Origin of the sequence: Butyrivibrio sp. VCB2006, from assembly GCF_000420945.1 — a bacterium.
In the GTDB taxonomy this organism is placed as follows: domain Bacteria; phylum Bacillota; class Clostridia; order Lachnospirales; family Lachnospiraceae; genus Butyrivibrio.
Genome location: NZ_ATVX01000009.1, coordinates 152,268 through 174,459 on the forward strand (window position 1 = coordinate 152,268; position 22,192 = coordinate 174,459).

21 protein-coding genes are annotated in these 22,192 nt (G+C 41.9%); 7 read left to right on the forward strand and 14 right to left on the reverse strand.

All coding sequences use genetic code 11. The features are described from left to right. Positions 1–15 precede the first annotated feature (15 nt). A complete protein-coding gene (locus tag G613_RS18685) occupies positions 16–747 on the reverse strand; it encodes a helix-turn-helix domain-containing protein (RefSeq protein ID WP_029232629.1) in 732 nt (243 codons plus the stop codon). A gap of 139 nt (positions 748–886) precedes the next feature. On the opposite strand from G613_RS18685, the gene G613_RS0110705 reads away from it, so the two are divergent. From G613_RS0110705 to G613_RS0110715, 3 genes are read left to right on the forward strand one after another with little or no spacing between them, the layout of a single operon-like run. Continuing rightward, positions 887–1,639 (forward strand): DUF4417 domain-containing protein, encoded by a 753-nt coding sequence (locus G613_RS0110705; RefSeq protein ID WP_029232630.1) that lies wholly within the window; start codon positions 887–889, stop codon positions 1,637–1,639. Continuing rightward, entirely contained in the window at positions 1,632–2,054 is a 423-nt protein-coding gene (locus tag G613_RS0110710; RefSeq protein WP_029232631.1) for a hypothetical protein, read from the forward strand. The genes G613_RS0110705 and G613_RS0110710 overlap by 8 nt, the downstream gene beginning before the upstream one ends. Before the next feature lie 11 nt (positions 2,055–2,065). Then, the gene (locus G613_RS0110715; RefSeq protein ID WP_029232632.1) at positions 2,066–2,542 is read left to right on the forward strand and encodes a hypothetical protein; all 477 of its coding nucleotides are present in this window, start codon (positions 2,066–2,068) and stop codon (positions 2,540–2,542) included. A gap of 98 nt (positions 2,543–2,640) precedes the next feature. Here the strand turns inward: G613_RS0110715 and G613_RS19505 are convergent, their stop codons facing one another. Next, on the reverse strand, positions 2,641–2,814 hold the full coding sequence (locus G613_RS19505; RefSeq protein WP_155828073.1) for a hypothetical protein: 174 nt from the start codon (positions 2,812–2,814) through the stop codon (positions 2,641–2,643). 164 nt (positions 2,815–2,978) lie between these two features. Here G613_RS19505 and G613_RS0110725 point away from each other — a divergent pair, with 164 nt between their 5' ends. Beyond that, positions 2,979–3,197: a hypothetical protein gene (locus tag G613_RS0110725; protein ID WP_029232633.1), complete on the forward strand. Its 219-nt coding sequence runs from the start codon at positions 2,979–2,981 to the stop codon at positions 3,195–3,197. 70 nt (positions 3,198–3,267) lie between these two features. Here the strand turns inward: G613_RS0110725 and G613_RS0110730 are convergent, their stop codons facing one another. Then, a complete protein-coding gene (locus G613_RS0110730; RefSeq protein ID WP_029232634.1) occupies positions 3,268–4,824 on the reverse strand; it encodes a hypothetical protein in 1,557 nt (518 codons plus the stop codon). Continuing rightward, positions 4,796–4,954, reverse strand: coding sequence for a hypothetical protein (locus G613_RS19510; protein WP_155828074.1), 159 nt, complete (start codon positions 4,952–4,954; stop codon positions 4,796–4,798). Before G613_RS19510 ends, G613_RS0110730 begins: the two co-directional genes overlap by 29 nt. A gap of 304 nt (positions 4,955–5,258) precedes the next feature. On the opposite strand from G613_RS19510, the gene G613_RS0110740 reads away from it, so the two are divergent. After that, complete coding sequence (locus G613_RS0110740; protein ID WP_029232635.1) at positions 5,259–5,501, forward strand: type II toxin-antitoxin system Phd/YefM family antitoxin; 243 nt, start codon at positions 5,259–5,261, stop codon at positions 5,499–5,501. Then, on the forward strand, positions 5,498–5,875 hold the full coding sequence (locus tag G613_RS0110745) for a type II toxin-antitoxin system death-on-curing family toxin (protein WP_029232636.1): 378 nt from the start codon (positions 5,498–5,500) through the stop codon (positions 5,873–5,875). The genes G613_RS0110740 and G613_RS0110745 overlap by 4 nt, the downstream gene beginning before the upstream one ends. A gap of 50 nt (positions 5,876–5,925) precedes the next feature. On the opposite strand, the gene G613_RS0110750 is transcribed toward G613_RS0110745, so the two are convergent. The 10 genes from G613_RS0110750 to G613_RS0110800 all read right to left on the reverse strand — a co-directional run bounded on the left by G613_RS0110750 (position 5,926) and on the right by G613_RS0110800 (position 20,070). Further along, positions 5,926–6,369 (reverse strand): flavodoxin family protein, encoded by a 444-nt coding sequence (locus tag G613_RS0110750; RefSeq protein WP_029232637.1) that lies wholly within the window; start codon positions 6,367–6,369, stop codon positions 5,926–5,928. Positions 6,370–6,457: 88 nt separating this feature from the next. After that, on the reverse strand, positions 6,458–7,030 hold the full coding sequence (locus G613_RS0110755) for a hypothetical protein (RefSeq protein WP_029232638.1): 573 nt from the start codon (positions 7,028–7,030) through the stop codon (positions 6,458–6,460). Positions 7,031–7,044: 14 nt separating this feature from the next. After that, positions 7,045–9,114 carry an AAA family ATPase gene (locus G613_RS18690; RefSeq protein ID WP_029232639.1) on the reverse strand — a complete coding sequence of 690 codons (2,070 nt, stop codon included), beginning with the start codon at positions 9,112–9,114 and terminating at the stop codon, positions 7,045–7,047. Between the two features lie 162 nt (positions 9,115–9,276). Next, positions 9,277–9,504 carry a hypothetical protein gene (locus G613_RS0110770; protein WP_029232640.1) on the reverse strand — a complete coding sequence of 76 codons (228 nt, stop codon included), beginning with the start codon at positions 9,502–9,504 and terminating at the stop codon, positions 9,277–9,279. A 20-nt stretch (positions 9,505–9,524) separates the two neighbouring features. Continuing rightward, positions 9,525–10,532 carry a helix-turn-helix transcriptional regulator gene (locus G613_RS0110775; RefSeq protein WP_029674837.1) on the reverse strand — a complete coding sequence of 336 codons (1,008 nt, stop codon included), beginning with the start codon at positions 10,530–10,532 and terminating at the stop codon, positions 9,525–9,527. A gap of 32 nt (positions 10,533–10,564) precedes the next feature. Then, a complete protein-coding gene (locus G613_RS0110780) occupies positions 10,565–10,789 on the reverse strand; it encodes a hypothetical protein (RefSeq protein WP_029232642.1) in 225 nt (74 codons plus the stop codon). A gap of 87 nt (positions 10,790–10,876) precedes the next feature. After that, positions 10,877–14,302 (reverse strand): UvrD-helicase domain-containing protein, encoded by a 3,426-nt coding sequence (locus G613_RS0110785; protein ID WP_029232643.1) that lies wholly within the window; start codon positions 14,300–14,302, stop codon positions 10,877–10,879. A gap of 3 nt (positions 14,303–14,305) precedes the next feature. Continuing rightward, positions 14,306–16,876 (reverse strand): PD-(D/E)XK nuclease family protein, encoded by a 2,571-nt coding sequence (locus G613_RS0110790; RefSeq protein ID WP_029232644.1) that lies wholly within the window; start codon positions 16,874–16,876, stop codon positions 14,306–14,308. A 136-nt stretch (positions 16,877–17,012) separates the two neighbouring features. Continuing rightward, entirely contained in the window at positions 17,013–17,663 is a 651-nt protein-coding gene (locus G613_RS0110795; protein WP_029232645.1) for a 3'-5' exonuclease, read from the reverse strand. 211 nt (positions 17,664–17,874) lie between these two features. Then, positions 17,875–20,070 carry an EAL domain-containing protein gene (locus G613_RS0110800; RefSeq protein WP_029674838.1) on the reverse strand — a complete coding sequence of 732 codons (2,196 nt, stop codon included), beginning with the start codon at positions 20,068–20,070 and terminating at the stop codon, positions 17,875–17,877. Between the two features lie 373 nt (positions 20,071–20,443). Here G613_RS0110800 and G613_RS18695 point away from each other — a divergent pair, with 373 nt between their 5' ends. Continuing rightward, complete coding sequence (locus G613_RS18695) at positions 20,444–21,760, forward strand: IS4 family transposase (RefSeq protein WP_029232647.1); 1,317 nt, start codon at positions 20,444–20,446, stop codon at positions 21,758–21,760. Positions 21,761–22,192: the final 432 nt, after the last annotated feature.

Sequence of the window (22,192 nt, forward strand, 5' to 3'; positions counted from 1 at the left end):
TTTTCCTATTATCGTTCAGTTTCCAGAGTGCTTGAGAGCCTTCTTAGTCGCGTTAATCGTTGCTTGCTTCTCTGCAGCCGCTTTCTGTTTGGCTCTTTGCTGTTCTTCCGCTGCTTTTTCATTTTTAATCTCAAGATTTATCTCGGCAGCTACTGACGAAAAGAGCATCTCCAAATATTTCTCAGGCTCCGGATATGTCCCTAAATTGCGTTGAAACTCATTAAGAGAATTAATTAACCTCTTTATAGGGGTTGTATGCCTTACCAGTTGTAGGAATATTCCCGCCTTATCATCGCCTTTGGAAAAATCTGTCGAATACATTCCAGGAATATAGTTTTCGTAGTAGAAAATCACTCTTGCTTTCCACAAAAAATATACTGCATTTACTATTTTTTTGCCTTCATCAGGCTCAGAAATAATAAAAGCACTATTCTCATCGCCGTAATACAATCGTTCAATAGATACTCCAAGCTGCTTTGCAATAGTAGCTATTGTTGTCAAACTTGGAATCTTTCTGGAATTCTCATACGAGCTGAGCGTAGTATTAGAAAATCCGCATTTCTTTGCCAATACTTCTTGTGAGAGTCCTTTCTGTGTTCTTACTTCTTTTATGTTTTTCCCAATCATTATTTCAAATTCATTCATCTTCCCTATATTTATCCTCCAATCTATAACGTTAATTATACCACTCTTTATCCATCGTATAAGATGTTTAACTATCGTTAAATTCATTTTTACGATGATCAAAGCATCTTGCTCTTCTCATATCTCTTTATCAATACATATACCTTGATCTTCTAGAGCAATTTTTTACTTAGTTGCCGTCATCCATAATTCAGGTATAGCAAGCAAATTGCTGCAAAAGTTTCCAAGGAGGTGACAACGTATGGAAATAAAAAAAGAACAACTGAATATTGAGAGCACTAACCAATCTCCACGAAATGGATGTTTTGACATGTGGAACGCTTTTATGGTAAAAGAAGCAACGTTCTCTTTCATGTCTGATATCCCAACCTGTCCTTGCACAGCACAAAAACCACCAGTACAATTAATTTCATACGAGGATGCCAAAGCCCTGTGCAAAAAAGAAATGAAAAAAGGAAATCCATCATTTATGTACGATGCTTTTATTCATTTCTACATCGACGATCAGAAGTTTGATGGCAAACAAAGTAGCATATGGACGTATCCTGACAAGGCCTTGGAAATAATCAGCCATTTCTCTGGAATTATCACTCCTGACTTTTCAACAAATGCTGATTTTCCTGACCCCATTAAAAGATACAACACTTATCGCATGCGTGCTTTGGGATATTGGATTTCTCAACAGGGAATACCAGTAATCAACAATGTCCGTTGGGGCACAGAAGAAACCTGGAGTTATTGTTTCGATGGAATTCCAAAACACAGCACTGTCGCTATTGGTACTGTAGCCAGCAATCTTAAGTCTCTGTCTGTTAGAGCCACCTTTGAAATGGGGCTTAACAAAATGGTCGAAGCCATAGCTCCTAGTACTATTATAGTCTATGGCTCAGCTAATTACCCGTTCTTTGAAACGCTTAATAAACAAGGAATTACAATTATTGCTTTTCCAAGCAAGACTAGCGAAGCATTCGCAAGGAGGAAAAGTGATGAGTAAGTCTATCAGCGGTCATTTTCAGGGAACGACAGGTGCAAAAAACTGGAACACTTCAATTGTCTGGGAGCACATTCACCCGACACAAGATAATTATGGCGGAACAGATCTTCCTCGCTCATTTAATGTGGATACACCACAAGGAGAAATGTGGACACATAACAACGCCACAAAGCATATGCACGAAGCGCTTCTCTCTATAAAAGACAATCCAAAACTAAAGACCACGAATCCCAAGCTTTATACCCAGTTTATTCTATATGACTACTGGCGTGCTCTTGGGTCATCTGTTAAAAACGGAGTTGCATATGAGAAAAAGATATATTCTGGTAACTGGGAATTTATTTTCTCAAAGCCTCGAAAGCCAGGTGACAACTCTGTTATAAAACACGCTAAATTCACAGGCTTATCAAATTAGGAGGTCCAGCAATGAATTTTAGAATCGATACTACTAAGAAGGCTCAATCTACATTTATTTGTGAAGAATACTTTCCTGCTATTATTGAGTTTTCTTCTGAAGAATTAAATAATCACTTTATGGAGTTCAACTTCCAAGACTCCGATATGTTTGAGCTATCTGTCCACCCAAAGACACATGCGTTAAAGCGCTTTACACTTACCCTGTGCAATCATTATGAAATAATAGATGAACAGCTAGATTGTCCGCCCTGTGAAGAAGGACTCATCTGCATCGATGGTCCTGATTCCTGTGAATGCAAAACCTTTGTTTTAAAAGTCTACAACAATGGTGCAGCACTGAAAATATCTGATGTCTTTGCTGAAAGGTATATCAAATCAGGTCATCTCATTTTTGCGCTGTCTAAAGACCATGATATAGTTGGCGTTTACTTGACCGGCCTATCGGAACAGCAGATCACACATATTAAGACAGAGCTTACTATTTAACACACTAACAGTGATAGAACATCCTAAATATGCTCACAAATAAAAACACCGGAGAGCCACGATGCTCTCCGGTATAACAATAATCATTTGCTTCTTAGTTAAAACCTCGATGCTGATGCCAGAAACGCTCTTCTTTTTGATGCCCTAACCAATACGTTATCATCGCCATATGGCTGGTCATCATAATCAGGCATAGCAATTTCTTTTGCCTCCATGCCGTCAAACTGGCAATCTGAACTGATCAAGTTTACTTCTTTATCAATCTGATTCATCGTTACTCTCCCCCACCAATAGATTCCTTTTTATTTTATCATCCGGGGAAAAAGAAATAACGTCTTGACTTTGTTTATAATGTTTTTATCTTTTAACCACAATCTGGAAACAATGCAAGCGTATCATAAAAACAACGTCATAAAACTACGGGGGATTTAGATTTATGGGTAGATTAGAAGCGAGAATCGCTGAATACGTTGGAAATTACACCAGACATCGCGGGTATCCGCCCACAGTAGAAGAACTCATCAGCTCTTTTGGCCCGATGGCAATATTCTGCGCGATGTTCCACGTATTAAATCTTTATAGGATTGGCATGATCAGAAACAGCCTGTTCTTCGGAACAAAGGATCTCGTGCTCATTCCTGTGAAATCACGCTAAACTGAATACAGAAAAATCGTGCCAGTCTCCATCATTAGCTTGGAGACCGGCATTTTAATGCTAAAATATATCATTTTCCAAGAGCAGAAAGCAATTCCTCATACTCCATAACGCCGCTAATTTCCTTCATCTCATAACTGTCATAGATATCAATTACTGCTTTTATCTCATTTTCGGTCATTTCTTTGTCCGTTTCGTTATAATACTCTGAAGATCCGACGTATTCCCCGGAAGCTTCTAATTCCTCTTCTGAAGGCCAGCCATCGCCATCAAGATCATTAAAGTTAATGTGCTTTACCCAATAATCTGTGGCAAGCTCTCCCTCTTCACGCTTGGACATGTATGACTCATAGTATATAGCACCGGCATGATCAGCATTTCCGTTGTAATAAATTCCTGTTCCAGGGATGTACGAATATCCCGCATTGCCCATGGCCCCATAGGCCCAATCATTCATCAGGCAATGCGCCTTTCTATTCTCGTAAGCATAAAGAGATGCCCCATAACCAGGAACATCGATTACAAGCTCGGGAATATCGTCATCATCTGCATAAATAAGGTCATACTTGTAACCGTCTCGTGCTACATGGTAGACCTTTGCAAGCTGAGCGTATAGCTCCTTATAACTTGCAAAAGTACCATCGGAATTACCCCCAAGAAGTGCTGCCTTAAGGCTTGGTATAGTGAACTCTGCCCCAATCTCCGACATCTTAGCTTCATCCAGATCTGCGAAGTACTCAAATAAGTACTTTGTAGCTACAGCCTCATATAGCAGTACATGCTTGCCAAAATCTGAGTTCCCCACGATGGCAACATCCTTCATGCCATCACAGTTTAGATCCAGAAACCCGATTGCAAGGATCTTGTTCAAATAACCATTGCCATCATCCGTATAGACCGAGGTATATAGATCCATCAGATACTTTCCATCTTTGACCAGAGTAATGTCCGATTCATCAGGGTTTGCAGAGTATGTAATAAATCGCACGGGGCCATCGATCTGCGGAAGTTCTACTTCAAAGGACTGCTCCTCATCGGAATAATCATCCCACTGGATAGCATTTGACTCTACCATCGCATTTTCATCGGTTTTTGTAAGCGTGAGAACTCTGTCAGCCCATTTGCCATAGTTTTTTCCCGCATTAGATCCCGGAAGGTCCTCGGAATTAACCCTGAACCTCAGCGTATAGTGGTCGCCGTTCTTTTCTCCGGATACACATGTGTAGGTGGACTGATAGGCTGCCCAGTGAGTCTTATAATACGAGTCATGTTTATCAACATAATCCCATGTAAGCGCAGCTGTCGGAATACTGCTCAATCCAGTGTGCGTAACTACATAGTCCTCAAAGTCTTTCTTCCTTATTACAAAAAGATCTCCATAAAGTTCATCCTGGTTGGTTACTTCCAAATAATCGCTAATCTCTTCCTCGCTAATACCCTCTACAGGCAGGCCTGCGCCGAACTCCAGGACACTATCCCAGTTAATTTCTTCCGGCGAGTTGAAGGATTCCGTCAGAAAGCCGTTGTACTCTGCTGTATTGAAAAGAGCTGTAAACTCCTTTAACTCATCATCGGACACCTCAGTTGAAACTGAATTTTCAGGTGCCTCGCTGGCTTCCCTCTTCATTTGCCTCGCTAACTTCTGACTGGGCAGACTCTGAATCAGCAGCCTCATTATCATTTGAAACATTTGTATTGCCACAGGCTGAAACCATCAACACCGTAGCAAATACGCATAAAATACTCTTAAACCTCATCTATTTTCCTTCTTTACAAATTGTTAATATGATTTTTAATCTGGTTTTAAGTATAAGCTATAAGATAAATACATCAAGAGGAACAAAACCTCTTGACCCCCTCATAAGAAAACAACTTTTTCATAACACACGCCACTTGAATCCCCCTTCAGGTGGCTCCTCCCTAAAACAACGCCGTAGCCCTTTAGAAGAGCTACGGCTTAATGTTTGTATTGAACATATTCGAAGCATTGTCAAATAATAGTAGGTTGAATTATACCTACTATTTATATATAATTTAATCATAGAAAGAGAGGTACTCCCCATGACAGTAGATACAAGTATCATGGTTTCCATCACAGAAGCCAATCGTAATTTTTCAAAAGTAGCTAAACTTGTTGAAGAGAAAGGCGCAGCGCTTATTCTCAAGAATAATACTCCTTGCTTCCTCATTACAGACATAAGGAAGACAGATGAGAATAGCGAAGCCTCTGACGAAGATGTTCTTGCCATATCTCAGAAACTTATGGCACAAAACAAAGAAGCTTATGAGGTGCTGGCAAAGTGAAAAGGCTTACTCAGAAACAGATACTCATGATGCACAAGCAGCTCGTCGAGCAGACTGGAGGCAGTGACAAGGTCTTGAATTATGACCTCTTGGACTCAGCTCTCGAAAATCCATTTCAGACCTTTGATGGAAAAGAGCTGTACCCTACCATCCAGGAAAAAGCTGCCCGATTAGGATATGGGCTCATCAAGAACCACTGCATGGAAGATGGAAACAAAAGAATTGGCGCTCATACCATGCTCGTTTTCCTGGCACTTAACGGAATTGAGCTCCAATACACGCAGAAAGAGCTTTATGAGATAATCCTCGATATCGCAGCAAGTAAAAAAGAATATGAAGATCTTTTAAAGTGGGTAATAGACCACCAGATCTAACTAACAATGGGCGGTACGTTCACACGCACCGCCCACACTTATGCTCTCTATTAAACAATACTATTGTAAAACTCTACAGCGCTCTTCATCTCCTCATCAGTAGGATGTCCCTTCTGAATTCCACCTACCAGCTTGAATGGTCCAAAGGTATCAAATCCCTTACAAAGATACTTTCCAACCTCCACACACTGCTTATCAGCCGCGATTTTGCTTATTCCCTTGAAATAGCTCTTCATCGGATTCCCACAAGTGGCCATGAAAAAGACCTTTTTCTGTGGTGGAAGGTTTACCCGGGCGAAGTTTAAAACCTGCTCAGCGAACTCTCCATAGTAAATACCGCTGGCAAAACCAATCACATCATATCCATGAAGATCCTGCTCGCGCTTCTGCGTCACATCAATAAGATCAACCTCTGGATGTTCTGCCTTAATGGCATCAACAAGCTTCTTTGTATTCTCATGGTGCTTGGAATAATAGATAATACAACTGCTCAAAACTCTTTTTACTCCCCTAAAATGATAGGTATATGATAACACAAACTTATATTTTTAGCTTCAGGGCTTTTCGAGCAAATCATACAAATTATACATCCATTGGAATACACGGAATTCTTCTTCCACAAATCTTTTGCACACTTTCATCTTTTCCAGGATATAGAATAACCAGATTATTTATTATTAGGCCTCCAGTCTGCGCAAGTTCATTGACTTTATCTTCTGTCGTAATCAAGAACGCTTGCCCAGCCTTTTTATGAGGCTTATATATTTCAGCAAAATTGATGCCGTCTCCGCTTTCAGCTTCTTCAATAGCCATACTGTCCAAATTAGTTCTAAGCCCCTTCACTGAAACAGAAACAGCTGATCTGATTGCTTTGACTAACACAAGCTCTTTCTTCGACCAAATAAAAAGGCGGTATTTTGTTTTCTTAAAAAACTTATCAGTTGATAAAAAAGCGTATAATGCATCGCAGATCAGTCCAGCAGCATCATTGCCCACTTCAGAGTCAACAATTATTGTCCCAAACTCGTGTGCAACAGTGTCTTCACTTACTTCTAAAGCTCCTTCTATGCGCCTTGAAGGTACATATTCGCTGCTTTGTGGCAGCCTTTTATAAAGCTCTTTACGCAAAGGTCTAGTAAATTCCTTATCAACCATCGCAGTTCCCTCCTTTATACTCCAAACCCTATCTTCTTCTCGTCTTTCCCCACCTTTCCGGCATTGACCTCAAAGTCCTCTGCCTTCAACACCTTGAGCGCTTCTCTGTCGATCGTCTTTCCTGCATTCTCCGCCATTATTCTTCCAGCCTGAGCCATCTCTGTCTGCTCAAGAAGTGTCCTTACAAACCTGCCATTACCAAATTCCTTCTTCTGGGATGCATTACGGAATATCTCCATGCACTTATCTGATGCACCATCCGCAAGAGAATATCCCTTCTTACCAGCCATAAGGTCCAGAATCTGGCCCAGTTCCTCCGCCTTATAATCTGGGAAATCGATATGAAACGCTATTCTGCTTCTCAGGCCTTCATTCTTATCCAGGAAAGCTTTCATCTTCTCAGGATATCCAGCAAAAATCACGATTACATCATCCCTATGATTCTCCATCTCTTGGACAATGGTATTTATAGCCTCGTCCCCAAAGCTGTTGCTGTCATCTACCAATGCATAAGCCTCATCGATGAAAAGAATGCCTCCCTTAGCCTCCCTGAACTTAGCCCTCACGGTCTTGGCCGTCCAGCCTACATACTTTCCAACAAGGTCCGCACGTCCACACTCAACGAATCTATTTCCATCCATCACTTCTTCCTTATATAAGATGTCTGCCAGCAGCCTGGCAACCGTCGTCTTAGCAGTGCCCGGATTTCCGGTAAAGATCATGTGCATAGAAGGCTTGTAGTTGTCCATTCCCATCTCGCTTCTAATCTTTCTGACCTTTGCTGAATTCAAAATATCATTAACAGTCTTCTTGACCTCTGTGAGGCCAATCATGCCCATAAGCTCTTTATATGGCTCAATCTCGCACTTCTTCTCCTTGACGTCATAGTAGTTGACCTTTTCATAAGCCAGGTAATGCATCTTCTTGAGACTATCCTTATAAATCTTGTTGATTGTTGAGTATGCCTCTCCTACGGAAAAGAGCTGCTTATCAGGCAGCGCTACGTCAATATCAGCATCAGTGACCTTCATTCCCTTTTCCTTCATCTGTTTCTTAATAAAATCAGCAGCAAGGTCGCGATTTACCGTTCCTTCTCTTAGCTCAACTATATCAACATCTTCCTGGATTGTACTCATTAGAGCCTTTGAAAACCCTGGATTTTCAGTGAGCTCAACAAAGATAAACAGGGTGTTTACCTGATACTTCTCAATCTGCTTGTCAAAAAAATGTATGACTTCATGATATGCAGATGCATAACTTCCATGGTCTTCCTCAGTGCCGGACATATCTATCACAACGACTCCACCTTGAGCATGATCAACGGTGTGAACAAACTCATCTTCGTCGTAGCAGCCCTCTGTAATCTCATAGATCTTATTCACTCTGTTTCCCAGAAGTCTGTTGTTGGATCTCAAAGCGTTGACCAGAACATCAACCATACCATTAGCTGAATCCATATTTGACGCTGAAACCTTGTAGTGCACCGGGTTTCCGTAATATTTCTTTTCATTCCTGTCAGAATAAATTCTCTCAATCTCTTCGACCAACGACTTATCTGCCAGTATCTTGGTGGCTTCCTCTTTCGCTTTTGAAAGGTTCCATTTCTTCCCATCCATCAGCTTTTCTTTTATACTGAAGGCTCTTTCATTGAAGTAATCAGTCCCCAATTCTGAAATGGTGTCATAGGAACTGTTCAACAGCTCATAAAAAGGCGCCTTGTTGATCATAATATTAAACTCATGAACGGTTATCTCCCTGACTTCGGAAAAAGAAATATCATCAACATCAAAGTGCTCTGTCAGATAGCCAGTGATCTTCTTCTTAAAATTCTTCATTGAATACTTATTAAGATCCACAGAAAAGACGACCTTCAATTCCTCAGCTCTTGCCGAGTACACCAAAAGAGAAAACGGATCTTCGTGCCCATCTTTGTTACTGAAGATTCCGTTCATATTCCTGAGCTTAGTATTAAAGCTTCGTTTTTCTTCTTCGCTAGATGGCGTATAAGTAAGCTTGCGATCCTCATCACAGCCAAATGGAAGGCTCATAGCCTTATAAGTCACAATGGCACTATAAAAATTCATCCTTGTACCTCCGTCTGAATCACGCTTTTCCTTCTTTTCACCTTCATAGTATCAGACGGATGGTACAAAAATTTGCACATTAAAAAGAGCCCCATTCGAGGCTCTTCCAGGTCACTTAATACTTGATTTTATTGGTGGTGTTACTCCGACACGCAAGGCATATCATTGCAGTCTCGCACACCATTCAGCATAATCTCGCCAGTCCTGTTGTGTGGTATTCTCATCAATAATAAAATCATCCTTAGCTATTTCAGAGGTTACCTTCCATGGGTATGTTATCTCCTCAGTGCTCTTAATCTCATTAAATGCACTCCATATATGTCCAAATATTTGTTTCTTCGATCTCTCATTACCTTCATTATCAATCAGCCTAAATTCATCTGTCCACATATGCCATACCTCCTGTCTTATTAAACTTTCTTACCGTACTTTTGGCTCATCTTCTTGATCTCTTTTGCCAGTTCTTCTCTTAGACTTGGCGGAGATAATACTTCCACGTATGGTCCGTACTGAAGGGCCCAGCAGAAAATGGCGTTCTCATTACTTCTTACCATAATTTCCAGATCATCTTCAGTGCTTTTTAGGATCTTGAAATCCTTGCCAAACCAGTCTACAAGTACATCCATCATATTAGGAGTGGTCTTTAACGTTACATTCAGCGTCTCACCGCAGAACATATAGATATGTTCTGCCATATGCTTGGAAAGGTTAAGCTGCCCTTCCAGGCCGTTTACATCCTTTTGCGGCTTGACCTTCTCATCAAGGATCATGACGTTTGTCATCTTATCGATTCTGTAATAAGCGATATCATCGTATTTATCGAAGTTTCCTAAAAGATAATAATGCCCTGCGGAAGCCACCATCTGATATGGATTTACCACATAGTTCCTGCCAAGGTCATGCATCTTGAAATCCAGACCATACTTACAGTAGTGAAAAGAGATTTTTTTCTTATTATCAATTGCCTCGTCAATGGCGCTGACGTTGTAGAGAACCTGCTTATTATCAGTGCGGTTCATGGTCGGCGTCGGCTTAACATGAGAAACACGCATATCAAAATATATGTTGCCGAAGGACTTCAGCTTTTCGATGAGTCTTTTGGCATAGGCATCTGAAATGGTCTTGGAAAAAAGCACAGAATCGATGAGCAGACGCAGTTCAGCATCCTCAAACTCCCTGCTGATGAGGTAATATCCGTTACCCTCTTCCATGGATATCTCATAACCCATGTCCACTAAAGACAGGACATTCGCCTTAACAGAGCGGCGGTCAATCTTCTCAACTCCATAGTCAGACCTGAGAATCCTGATGATTGCCTGCTGCGTCAAGGGATGCTCCGCATCAGAATATCTCCGCAGGACGTCCAATATCAACAGATTCAACATCTTTTTTGTTTCAGTACCATATACTTTGATCATGACAGTCTCCCAAAGTTATTCAATACTCTTTATCAGTCCAAAAGCCTTAGACAACCATCCGCATACTCACGCCACTCTTCCTGAGTAGTCTTTGCTGTGACTTTAAACTCATTTCCAGAAACATCTGACCTGATGTAATAGACATCGTCCTCACCAATTCCCCTCTCGTCGAGGAACACTTTGAGGTGCTGAACCATCATCTTTTCCTTAAGAACATTTCCGTCTTTGTCCTTCAAAACAAAACTATCTGTCAACATATGTCTGGCTCCTTTCTTTTAAAAGAACTGTCTCATCCTCTTAAATGATAAGCCATGGTCATGTGCATTTTTATGTTCATGGTTTCATCACACATCTATATGATACGTCAGAGCATCTGCGTCTTCTCCGGTTGTCTCCTTGAATGCCTTGATATATGCAGATAACTGTGCCTGGTACTTCGTATCCAGATCACTTCCGTCAGCATTGGTCTTGTAATCTACGATATGCCACTGGCCATCCTTGGAGTAGATTACGTCCATGATTCCGTTCCAAATAACAAGTCCATCAGAATCATCCCTATAGCAGAAAGGAACCTCACAGTATACTTCATCTGCACCAATAAGCGTATTCAATATATCCTGTGGAAGACCGTTTGTCTGGGCATAGCCGCCAGATCTCATATGTTCTGCTACAGCCGTCAGCCTCTTTGCAATAACCTTCTCATATGGCTCAAACTCAGCTGTTCTGTACTCTCGGATTATCTCCATAATGGCATCGGAAACATCAAGCTTATTCCTAGTGGAAACCATCATTTCCATGAGTTTGTGGACCATGGTTCCAGTAAGAGCCGCCATCCCGCCACGAGAGCCTGCATCAACAGTCGGTTTCGCATCTTTGCCCTTTAACGAATCAGTACTCGAAGCCTCATTATTATCTACTGCAACTGTACTCTGGGCCTCATCTTTATCAGCAAGCTTTGATTTCAGCTCCAATCTGCTCGGATTCTCAATAGTATAAGTGCCGGTCTCAGAATCTCTATCATTAAGAGCACATCCTTCCTGGGCTTCCTCATAGAGCTTCGCAGCGTCGGCAACCTGTACATCCGTCTTTCCCTTTTCTGTAGGCTCAGTCAGAACCGAGAAGATATCGCCATCTACTGAAGCAAGCAAGTCTTTCCACTTACAATCCTGCACTTCGTTCCCGCCTCTTAAGTAAACACTGTTGCAGATGATCAGCACATTACGGGCTCTGGTTGCTGCAACATAAACGAGCCTTTGCCCCTCAGCCTTCAGCGAAGCATCCTCAGCCGCCTTCTCATCAGCAAAGCTACTAGTTTCAAAGTATTTCCAGGTGCCTCCATTATCAAGTTTCTCACCTAGAGAGAACACATAGCCTTCCGAACCTTTCTCTCCATGAACAAACCTGGATGTGGAGCCAAAAGACTTACCAGACGAAGCCGCCAGTATTACAATTGGCGCTTCCAGACCTTTCACCTTATGAAGATTCGCCATATGAACACAGTCCTTGCTGTCATTTAAGCTAAGGCATCTCTCTTCATCGGACTCCCCGGCAATCAGCTCAGACAAAAGAGCTGCTCCGTCCTTCAAGGTCACAACCTCTCCGGACTTTTCTGCATTCCTGATAAGCTCCAGCGTGTAATAGACTACTTCAAGATTATCAGCTTCCACCACCTCATATACCTTGAATTCATCCATTATTCTGGAGAAAAGAGCTGCCGGCGACAGTCTCTGCGCTTCCCTGCTCAAGTCCTTCAGCATCTCCAGCTTCTCTTTTACCTTCTGCACGGCTTCCGTCTGGTCCGAAAGCTCTTTTGCATAATTCAGTGCAAGAACTCCGCCCTTAGATCGGAACTCCATAATATCTTGTTTCGATATTCCCAGAACCTTACCGCTCAGCGCGCCATAAAGGGCAATCTTGTCCTCAGGATCTGCCACAGCAGTATAGATCAGCAGAATCTCCCGAAGCGCCTCATTCTCTCCGAAGGGAACAGAACCCTCAACCTTAGTCGGAATCTCTCTTGAACTAAGTTCAGCACCAATAGGCGCAAGCCCTTTCTTTGCACCAGTAATGATCATGATATCGCTGTACTTGATAGGCCTCGGTGCATCATCACCATCGGTGGATACGAGATACTCCGGCCTTCCTACAAGCCGCTCTATCATGTCAGCAATCTTGACCGGATCTGCCTCATCCGGATTATCCTTGGCCGCCTGTCCCGTATATGCCTTATACGAATATATGCCCTGGAACTCGCCATTTATCTCTTCGGGAAGAGGAATCTCCTCGAACTTACTCTGATCATCAGTCTCTTCAGGCAGCATCTCAGAAAAGACCTTGTTATAGTACGTGCACAAAGCCCGTGTAGACCTGAAGTTTCTGGACAGCATTGCTATCGCACCGCCATTCTTCTCAAACAGCTTCTTCACATTCAGGAACGACGTAACATCCGCGCTTCTGAACCTGTAAATGGACTGCTTGGGGTCACCAACTATGAAAAGAGATCCCGGCTTGGGCTCGCAGTCTCTCCACTGAGGCACAGGCTTTTTTGCCGTCAGATAAAAGAACACTTCCGCCTGCATAGGATTTGTGTCCTGGAACTCATCGATCAGGAAATAGCTATGACGCTCATAGATGTAATTGATGAGCTTTCCATCCTTCTCAGCATCCTTCTTGAGCATATTCCTCAGGTAAAAGAGATAGTCAAAGTAGGTAAGGCATCCCTTTTCCAGCATAGCCTGCTCAATGATTGGAATGCATCTATTCAAAAAAGTCATGGAAATGTTGTACTTAAGCTCACCGGCCTTTACAAACAAACCTTCTTCCTGACCAACAGAACATTCAAGCCACTTGCCCTTAGCTCCGCCGGGTTCAAAGAGTCCTCCAAGAGAAGCTCCAAAATCATCAACTGCACCAGGAATTGTTCGAATATCTTTCAGATCCTTAAGCGCACTAAGTATACCGGTAAAGTCATTAGACCACTTTCGTTTAAGCACATTATAAATGGATTCAATTTTTGCCCATGCTTCTCTGCTTTCCTTTTTGCCGTCATACATGACTTCAGGGTGATCCTTAAGGCACTTTACGGCTCTTATTATCTCGGTTCTCTGATTACCATATTCTTTATCCATGTCAAAAGAAGTGATCTCTTTGTAATTGAAATGCACGTTCCGGTTGTCCATAAGAAGCTGCATTCCCTTTACAAACACCTCCTCTGCAGACCTGTTGACTGAGCGGAAGCCCTTGGCCAGGTCCTGTATCTCTTTTCCGTACTCACCATCACAGATCTTCACATACTGCTGTTTATATATTGTCTCAACATCCACGTCAGAAACTATCGTTGAATCTGAAGGAATGCCGGCCTCAGAAGGATGCTCAGACAAGACCATTCCACAAAAAGAGTCAATGGTCCCCATGAAGCACAGATCAATGTTCTGAAGAGCTTTTTCACACCTTGCCCTGGTCTCATCTGTCGGAGCCGGAAGCTGTCCTGCAAAGCCCTTATCCTTCCAGACAAAAGCAGGGTTACTGCGCTCAATAAGTGCCCTTTGGAACCTGTCGTAGAACTCTCCGGCAGCTGCTTTTGTGAAGGTAATGGCGCATATCCTGCCAATATCAATACCAGCCTCAACCATAGCAACCATGCGGCTTACAAGCATAGTCGTCTTACCGGATCCTGCGCCGGCTTCAACAAAGAAATTAGTATCTATTTCAGATATGATCCTGTTTCTGGATAAAGAATCTATCTCAAGGTTTGACTTAGGATTCCCCATAGATCACACCTCGCTTTCTGCGGAGCTCTTGCCGCATATGTTGCCATATTTGCAATACTTGCAAGGGTTCTTATCCTTAATCTCCTCTGGATCAGGCACCGGAAATTCTCCATTAACCATGGCTTCCTTAAAAGAATTCAGCCTCTCAAGCAGGGCATTCTTCATTTCATCATCATACTTACAAGCCACAGTTTCTCCCAAACGGATATATCTGTATTCCCCGCCTGAGATCTTAAGCCCCTTCTTCTCCATAAGGTAGGCATATATGAGTACCTGAAGGCAGGTCTCGATGTCGTCCTGAACGTGTTTAACGCTACGGCCGGTCTTAAAGTCCACGATAAGGCAGGTGCCGTCATCCAGTTTTTCGACACGGTCCGGGAATCCATGAATCTTAACTCCACTCTCATGAACGCAGTGCACGTCCTCTTCCTCCAGAACTACTTCTCTGTGAGGATCCATTTCATAGGCAGTCTCCATCATTTCCAGGAACTGTTCTTTTTCAGCTTCAACCTTACCGCTGATCAGTGGCGGATTCTCAGATATAAAGCTGTCAAAAGAGCTTTCGGACATCTTCTGGAATTCGTCACCGGTAATGGTGGAATTGCCAAGCTCTTCCATCAGAGCATGGGCCATGGAACCACTTTCGGCTGCAGATATGATCTCAAACGGGTCATCATCTTCAGGCTCAGGTATACCAAGAATATAACTAAGAAGGAACCTTCTCGGACAGCTAAAGAAAGTATCAAGAGCGGTCGGTGAATATTCATTTTCAAGGTTCCAGCCGAAGTTAAGGGCCACCTCGGAATTATCCGTGCCCATTGAAATCTTTAGTCCTTTATCGTATGCATCACCAACTTTTCTGGTAACAGAAACAGCTGGTGCAAAGTAAGTAACCTTCTCTACTACTGCCTCAAGTTCTTTTGCCGTAGCATCAGCTCCATGCTCCTGACGGAACAGTTCAAAGAGTAGTGACGATGCGTTATCGCGCTTAAGGTCAGAAACATTTAGCCCTGCGTATGACACATGGATATCTGAACCCAAAGCCGAAGCAAGACTTGCCAGCTTAAGAAGGCTCTCTCGTTTCCTAAGAATCTTTCCATCAGCAGTCAGGAAATCCGCTCCAGTACCAAAGAGCTTAAGGTCAGAATCCAGGAGAAGGTAATTCTCTCTTGGCGATCCGGGATATTTGGACGCAGACAGCCCTGCAATGTACAGATTCTTTCTGACAGCAGAAACAGCCCCACTGATACTCGTCACATGAATCTTTCCGGCCTCGCTCCTTTGCGAGCAGACATTATTCTTAAGAATAGAAAGGATCAGACCTTCAGTATCCTGCTCTATCCCCGCCTTATGAATCGTACTAAGTTCGCCGTAGATGGTTGCTGATGCTGCTATATCCAGACTCATGAGAAGGGCATCTTTGTTCTTGTCAGTTCCAGTGCGGATATAGGAATATTTGGAGATAAACTCTTCCACCGGAAGTGCCAGCTCATTTGCCACAACTTCAAGACAAGGGATCACCTGCTTCTTTTTCTCATCAGTAGTGTTCTTAAGAGCAGCTATCTTCTCATCATTTGTCTTTTTATCATTAGTAAGCTTAAGGCTCCCCAGAGTCTCGTAGAACACTCTCCAGCTAAAGCCCTCCCCGGCTTCCGGGAACATGTCATATAACTTGGATCTGTTAAAAGAAGCACTGCCAAGCATCTCATTGATTGCTGCAGCACCAAAGAAGCCCCTGGTCATCCAGTTATAGTACAGAGACAGGAGCTTTGCCGGGTTAGAGTTAACGATAGGAATCCCGCATCCGAAAGTCACGGGGATGTCATATAGAAGCGCATAGTCAAAGAAAAGCTGCGCATAGGTTGCTACATCTGTCACAGCCACAGTACATTCATCAAGCTTCTTGCCATCATAAACCTCTGTAATGATGGTCTCCACTTCATTGGGCGCACCATAACAATTCTTGAAGCTCGAGATTTTAGTCCCAGAATCCGACTTATCAAACAGACTACAGATATCCTTCTGCTGATACTTTCCACTTGAAACTTTTGTCAAAAGAGCTTCATCCAGAGGCGTCAGCGGACATTCCTCCAACGTAATAAAGTCGGCATCTATCGGATCACAGTTCATTGCTGCTCTACGCTCAAGAGTAATGGCATCCACAACCTTTTGGGACGCCAACAGATCCATGTATTTCTTATATACACTGATCAGAGCTGCATTTTTCCCAGTAAAGATGCCTTTACTGAGGGTATCTTCAATTACCTTGCCTTCATTGGCATCAGAAACAAGACTCCTCATACGCCTTATGGCTGAAGCAAGCTCCTTGATATCTGAGTATGAGGGCCTTTCAAAGTAGCTCTCACCCTCTACAGCCTTGGCAACAAGAGTCGTCTCCTCATCAGAATCTATAAAGTCCTCTTTAATAGAAATTCCAGAACGCATTAGGGCTATGCGAGCAAGCTCTCCAGCATTACAAATGCGCAGATTGATGCAGTTCTTGCCGTGCATTGCAAGACTCTTTATCAGTTCCTGGCCGTTAAGGCCTGGGGCAAATGCGATTGTTTCTCTCATATATTGAAACCCTTCGTGACTAGGATATTTTTTATATCCATAGTCATTTAATATAGTTCATAACATATCACAATAATTGTATCATGATACCGACAACACAATTCCTAAATAACAATAAATTTCCTGTATGGCTCTATCATGCCAATACTAGCCCAGCAAACAGATCTCCTATACAAAAACTCAGATGATCAACATCTTCCTTTCTAGCTGTCTCGTACCATTCGTTAAGTCTGTAATCTGGTTCTGTCTCCAGCTTAGTAAAAAGAGTTGCTGTATTAGCCGCGTCTACAAGGCCATTATGTGCTCTGCCTTCAGGAGCAATGTTTGAAATAAAGAGCGCATCTTCAAGGCTGTAAGACTTCTTCCTATCCATCTTCTGCCCAAATGTTTTTTGGCAGTCAATCCAGTTTGCAAAGATAATATCCAAGCGATCATCCTCTATCCCCTTTGCAAAAGCTTCATGTATTATCTGCTTTGGATCTGAATCACTCCAGGACACACATCTCACATCGTCAGCTGGCAACCAATCTAGGAATGCCTCCAAAGCTTCCTCAAAAGAAGGAGCATCTGCTACATCGTGCTGAGATATCCCTGTCAGCTTCTCAATAAAGTCATCAATCCAGCCATATTCAGGTTTAACATAAGTATTGAACTCATCTATGACTTCATAATTATCATCAAGAAGAACCGCACCAATCTGGATAGTCTCTTGGCGATATTTATACCCATATTTCCTGATTCCCTTAGGAACCATGCACATTTCGAGGTCTAATACGGCATATTTCATAGCAGTTTCCTACCTTTCTCTAACAAAAACTATAAAGAAACTTTACTTCCTGATGATATAATCCTAGCAATTCAGAAGGGTCATAAAAAGGACTGCTCAACATGCGAAGATGCCTTGCGTTTGTCATCTTCCTATGGCCATCACAAAAAAGGTGCCCTAAACTCTATGTTAGGGCACCAATTTTACTTTTGCCTGTTAAACCATTCGTACATTATTTCAAATCTGATTTCTTTTCAAATCCATCAAGTTTCTCAAACTCATCTACCGGCATGGGCTTGTAGAAGTAATACCCCTGCATTTCCTCACATCCAAGGCTTCCGAGGAAATCTGCCTGTTCCAATGTCTCCACGCCCTCTGCAATGAGGGAGGTTCCAATAGCTTGGAGCATCTGAACCATGTAGCTAAGTATCGTCCGCCCCATCTTTTGATCTCCAGAGCCTGTGATGAATCGAAGATCAAGCTTAATTCGATCTAAAACTACTTCTTTTAACATATTTAGTGATGAGTATCCGCTACCGAAATCGTCCATCTCAACTTCAAAGCCAGCCTCCCGAAGCTTAGTGGTGGTCTTTATGATGACATCTGAGTTCTCAACATATGCGCTTTCCGTTATCTCAATACGAAGCTGCTTTGACGACAGGTTATAGAACTCTTTTAAAGTATTAAAATGCTCTGCCACATCGGGGTTCTTTACAATATCTTGTCTTGAAAGGTTTACAGACACACAAATATCTCTACCCTGTTCATTCCAACGTCTTAAGTCTTTGCATACAGTGTCCCACACATGACAATCAAGATCGTAGATGAGCCCTGTCTCCTCAAGAATAGGAATAAATTCTCCAGGAGAAATATTCCCATTCTTTTTACTGTTCCACCGGCAAAGAGCCTCTGCACCTGTTATCTTTCCTGTCTTATAGTTTACCTGTGGCTGATACCATACCTGTATTTCCCCTGACTCAATAGCTGCAGGAAGACGGCTTACTATTCCTGCGCTTTGCTTACCTCTGTCCCACTGCGTTGGATTATAAAACTCAAATCCTTCTTTCTTGGTTTCTCTTACTTTTCTCTCGGCAATACGGGCATAGTCGAGCATCTTATCTACGTTTATATCCTTATAGTCATCCGGCATAAGAACATATATGCCGGTGCATAACCTTACAATGAAGTCTTTGCCGCGATCTTTTAAGTAATTACGGACAGGGGCTAGAACATATTTTTCATCCTGAAGAATCTGCTCATTGCCACCCATGCAGCGAAGAATTACAAAGTGGTCTCCATCATACCTTCCAATGGCCTCTTTATCCGTAAGAATTTCAAGACTTCTCTCTGTCCAGAACTTTAGCAGCTCATCTCCCACTTTCCATCCAAAGCTGTCGTTGATAAACTTGAAGTCCTTTATGTTGTTATACGATATCGTATATGCCGTATCTGGGTTATTGATAAGGAGTTCCTCAACCTTTTTCCTGAAACCATTGTGACTAAGTACGCCGGTGAGAGGATCGATATCCTCCATTAGTCGCATCTTTTCCTTCTGTTCTTCGAAATATGATTTCTGTCTTAAGACAATCATAATAACAAGCGCAATAAAAAGAATAGTCCCGACAATAAGGAAATACTTATATTGATACAGGTAATCCCAGAAAGAGTACACATATAGATCTCTAGTAGTGTAATCAAGGGCTATAGCCTGCTTTTTGGTTTCAGGAATAGCTGTAATTCCTTCATTTATAAGTTCAATGCGTTTTCTTCCCTCTGCGGTATCAAGCGTGCCGGCACGAAAATCCATTGAAAACATGGCAGAAGGCTGTACTTTAAGATCCTTATAGGATGGTTTTTGAAGCACATAGCTCCAAGTATATGAGTTATGCAAAAGTGCATCTACTTCGTTTTTTCTAAGCGCCTTAATGCAGTCAGCCATGGAATCGTAAAGGATTATCGTTATTCCAGGGTATAACTGTTTTACAGTTTCAGTGACCCCGCCCTGTGATTTTAACATTCCGATTCTAATGGCACTTATGTCAGAAATAGACTGTTTACCAGTATTGACAATGGTAAATGGGGTTTGTATGAGATTTTCTGATACGATGGTTGCGTCCCCAGATGCGCTTGTAACAGCACTGCCAAAGGGCATAACCAAGTCATACTCAGTATTATCAAGAGCTTCTTTAAGATTAGGTTCACTTATGGCTTTGAATACGACCTCAAAACCAGCTTCCTTAGCGGCTGATTTCATGAGATCTACTCCGATTCCTACGATTTCACCGGAATCGCTGTCAATGTAAAACATAGGACATCTGTCTACAGGCACACCAATTGTAAATTCGGTAGCTTGGGAATCTGTTGATGCAGAAACAGGCATCAAAAAGATACACATAGAGATTACCAGGAAAAAAACAACTATGCTCATAGATTTAAAGATCCACTTTATGTCCAAAATACACCCACCAAATTTATTACCTTTACTATAAGATAACTCCTACTTAATTCTAACACTATTATGTAAATATTCGCTAAAAAATGAATAACAAATCGATAAATGCTTCTATATAACTGAATTTCTCAATAAAAAAGCTCCACCGCATCTCTGCACAATGTCATTAAGTTAAGGGCGACGACAATAAGACTCTTATACCAGAAATGGTATAGGGGTCTTTTTTTCTGAAAAAACAGTTGACAGTAGGGCTGAAAAGTGCGGCCGCTTTCGCTACTGATTATATTTAGAGGTAGCGAAAGCGGCCCTTGAAATTGTAAGCATAATTCTCAATTTCAAGGAGGTGCACATGAACCCAAAACAAGTAAAGAATCTATTGGTTGCACAAATAAAGCTAGTTTCAGCTAATGCCAAGTCATTCTGTGTCGATTCCGAGAAGAACTTTTCAAGAAAAAGGAAGCTAACTATGGAAAAAATTATTGCTGGAATTATTGGCATGGGAAGTGGGAGTATCACAAATGAATTGGTGGATTTCTTTAACGACAGTTCAGAAACGCCGACATCATCAGCATTTTGTCAGCAACGGTGTAAGGTATCTGTTGAGGCTTTTGAGACTGTATTCCGCCTCTTTTCAAAGAAACTTTTTGATTCTTTCAAGGCTGATTTACCTATTTTGGCGGTCGATGGATCAAAGATTCAGATTCCAACAGACCCTACCGATGCTGATTCGTTTTTTCCTGGGACAAATGGGCAGAAGCCATACAACATGGTTCATTTAAACGCCCTATATGACATTAAACATCAACTTTATCTGGATGCGGTTATACAAAAAGCAAAATTTGAAAATGAGGATGTGGCTCTTACAGAGATGGTAGACAGATCGCCATTACATAATGCTCTCTTGATGGCAGATAGGGGATATGAGAGTTACAACAATCTTTCGCACATCCAGGAAAAAGGATGGTACTTTCTTTTCAGAATAAAAGATGGCCCCACCGGTATAAAACAAGGGTTAATATTACCAGATGCCAGTTCCTATGATGTGAATATTGAATTGAATCTAACTAGAAAACAGACAAATGAGGTTAAGGAACTATTAAAAGATAAAAATCACTATAAGTTTATATCTACAACTAAAGTTTTTGATTATCTCCCAATAAAAAACAGGAAATCGGAACCGACAAGTTTTTACAAGCTATCATTCAGAATTGTGAGATTTCCTCTGTCGGAAGATACCTACGAAACAATCATAACCAATCTTCCTTCCGAAAAATATCCTCCTGGGGAAATAAAGAAACTCTATGCTTCAAGATGGGGAATTGAAACATCTTTCAGGGATTTGAAATACACCATGGGAATGCTTGATTTTCATTCAAAAAAGGTGGAATGCATACAGCAAGAAATCTATGCACATCTTACAATGTATAACTTTGCAGAAATGATTACCTCGCACGTAGTCATTAAGAAAAAGCAAAGAAAATATATATACAGAGCTAACTTCTCGGTTGCAGCTCACATGTGCAGAAAATTTTACCGCGGTATTACATCGCCACCTGATTTGGAAACCATCATATCAAGAAATCTTGTACCCATTAGACCAGATCGGCATCGAGATAGATACCAGTCTGCAAGAATCTTCAGAGGTTTCCTATATAGAGTAGCATAAAGCTATAGATTTTACACGTGCTCAGCAGGCGGATTTCCATCCGTCTATTTGTTGTGTAAATAACCATGGAAAAAGAGGATGCTGGAACAAATTGATCTGGGGTCTGTCAAGTAGACAGGCAAAACAAACAAAATAACATCAAACGAAAAGGTGGTCACATAAACAGTGATCACCTTTTTACTTTGTCGATGGTTGTATCCATCATATTTATCCTTGGTCTGCTTGTTGACTACTATAACTGCCAGGAAATAACTGTCAACCCTGCGCCAAGCGCACCGCGGAGCGGCGTTGGGGTTGACTGATATTTCCTGACAGTTATTCTGTAGTCAAGCAGATCAAGGATATTTGTGCGCATTAGCGCACTTTATTCAATGGCAGAGTCGCCAGACTCTGGCTTCGTTTTGGATAGATGATTATGCTGCCCATTTTGCC

Coding starts and splice junctions, on each gene's coding strand:
- G613_RS0110785 (WP_029232643.1), bottom strand. CDS start 14,302: ATGGGGAATCCTAAGTCAAACCTTGAGATAGATTCTTTATCCAGAAAC.
- G613_RS0110725 (WP_029232633.1), top strand. CDS start 2,979: ATGGGTAGATTAGAAGCGAGAATCGCTGAATACGTTGGAAATTACACC.
- G613_RS0110795 (WP_029232645.1), bottom strand. CDS start 17,663: ATGAAATATGCCGTATTAGACCTCGAAATGTGCATGGTTCCTAAGGGA.
- G613_RS19505 (WP_155828073.1), bottom strand. CDS start 2,814: ATGAATCAGATTGATAAAGAAGTAAACTTGATCAGTTCAGATTGCCAG.
- G613_RS18695 (WP_029232647.1), top strand. CDS start 20,444: ATGAACCCAAAACAAGTAAAGAATCTATTGGTTGCACAAATAAAGCTA.
- G613_RS0110770 (WP_029232640.1), bottom strand. CDS start 9,504: ATGTGGACAGATGAATTTAGGCTGATTGATAATGAAGGTAATGAGAGA.
- G613_RS0110755 (WP_029232638.1), bottom strand. CDS start 7,030: ATGGTTGATAAGGAATTTACTAGACCTTTGCGTAAAGAGCTTTATAAA.
- G613_RS19510 (WP_155828074.1), bottom strand. CDS start 4,954: ATGAGGTTTAAGAGTATTTTATGCGTATTTGCTACGGTGTTGATGGTT.
- G613_RS0110740 (WP_029232635.1), top strand. CDS start 5,259: ATGACAGTAGATACAAGTATCATGGTTTCCATCACAGAAGCCAATCGT.
- G613_RS0110780 (WP_029232642.1), bottom strand. CDS start 10,789: ATGTTGACAGATAGTTTTGTTTTGAAGGACAAAGACGGAAATGTTCTT.
- G613_RS0110800 (WP_029674838.1), bottom strand. CDS start 20,070: ATGAGCATAGTTGTTTTTTTCCTGGTAATCTCTATGTGTATCTTTTTG.
- G613_RS18690 (WP_029232639.1), bottom strand. CDS start 9,114: ATGAATTTTTATAGTGCCATTGTGACTTATAAGGCTATGAGCCTTCCA.
- G613_RS0110715 (WP_029232632.1), top strand. CDS start 2,066: ATGAATTTTAGAATCGATACTACTAAGAAGGCTCAATCTACATTTATT.
- G613_RS0110775 (WP_029674837.1), bottom strand. CDS start 10,532: ATGATCAAAGTATATGGTACTGAAACAAAAAAGATGTTGAATCTGTTG.
- G613_RS0110790 (WP_029232644.1), bottom strand. CDS start 16,876: ATGAGAGAAACAATCGCATTTGCCCCAGGCCTTAACGGCCAGGAACTG.
- G613_RS0110710 (WP_029232631.1), top strand. CDS start 1,632: ATGAGTAAGTCTATCAGCGGTCATTTTCAGGGAACGACAGGTGCAAAA.
- G613_RS0110705 (WP_029232630.1), top strand. CDS start 887: ATGGAAATAAAAAAAGAACAACTGAATATTGAGAGCACTAACCAATCT.
- G613_RS0110730 (WP_029232634.1), bottom strand. CDS start 4,824: ATGAAGAGGGAAGCCAGCGAGGCACCTGAAAATTCAGTTTCAACTGAG.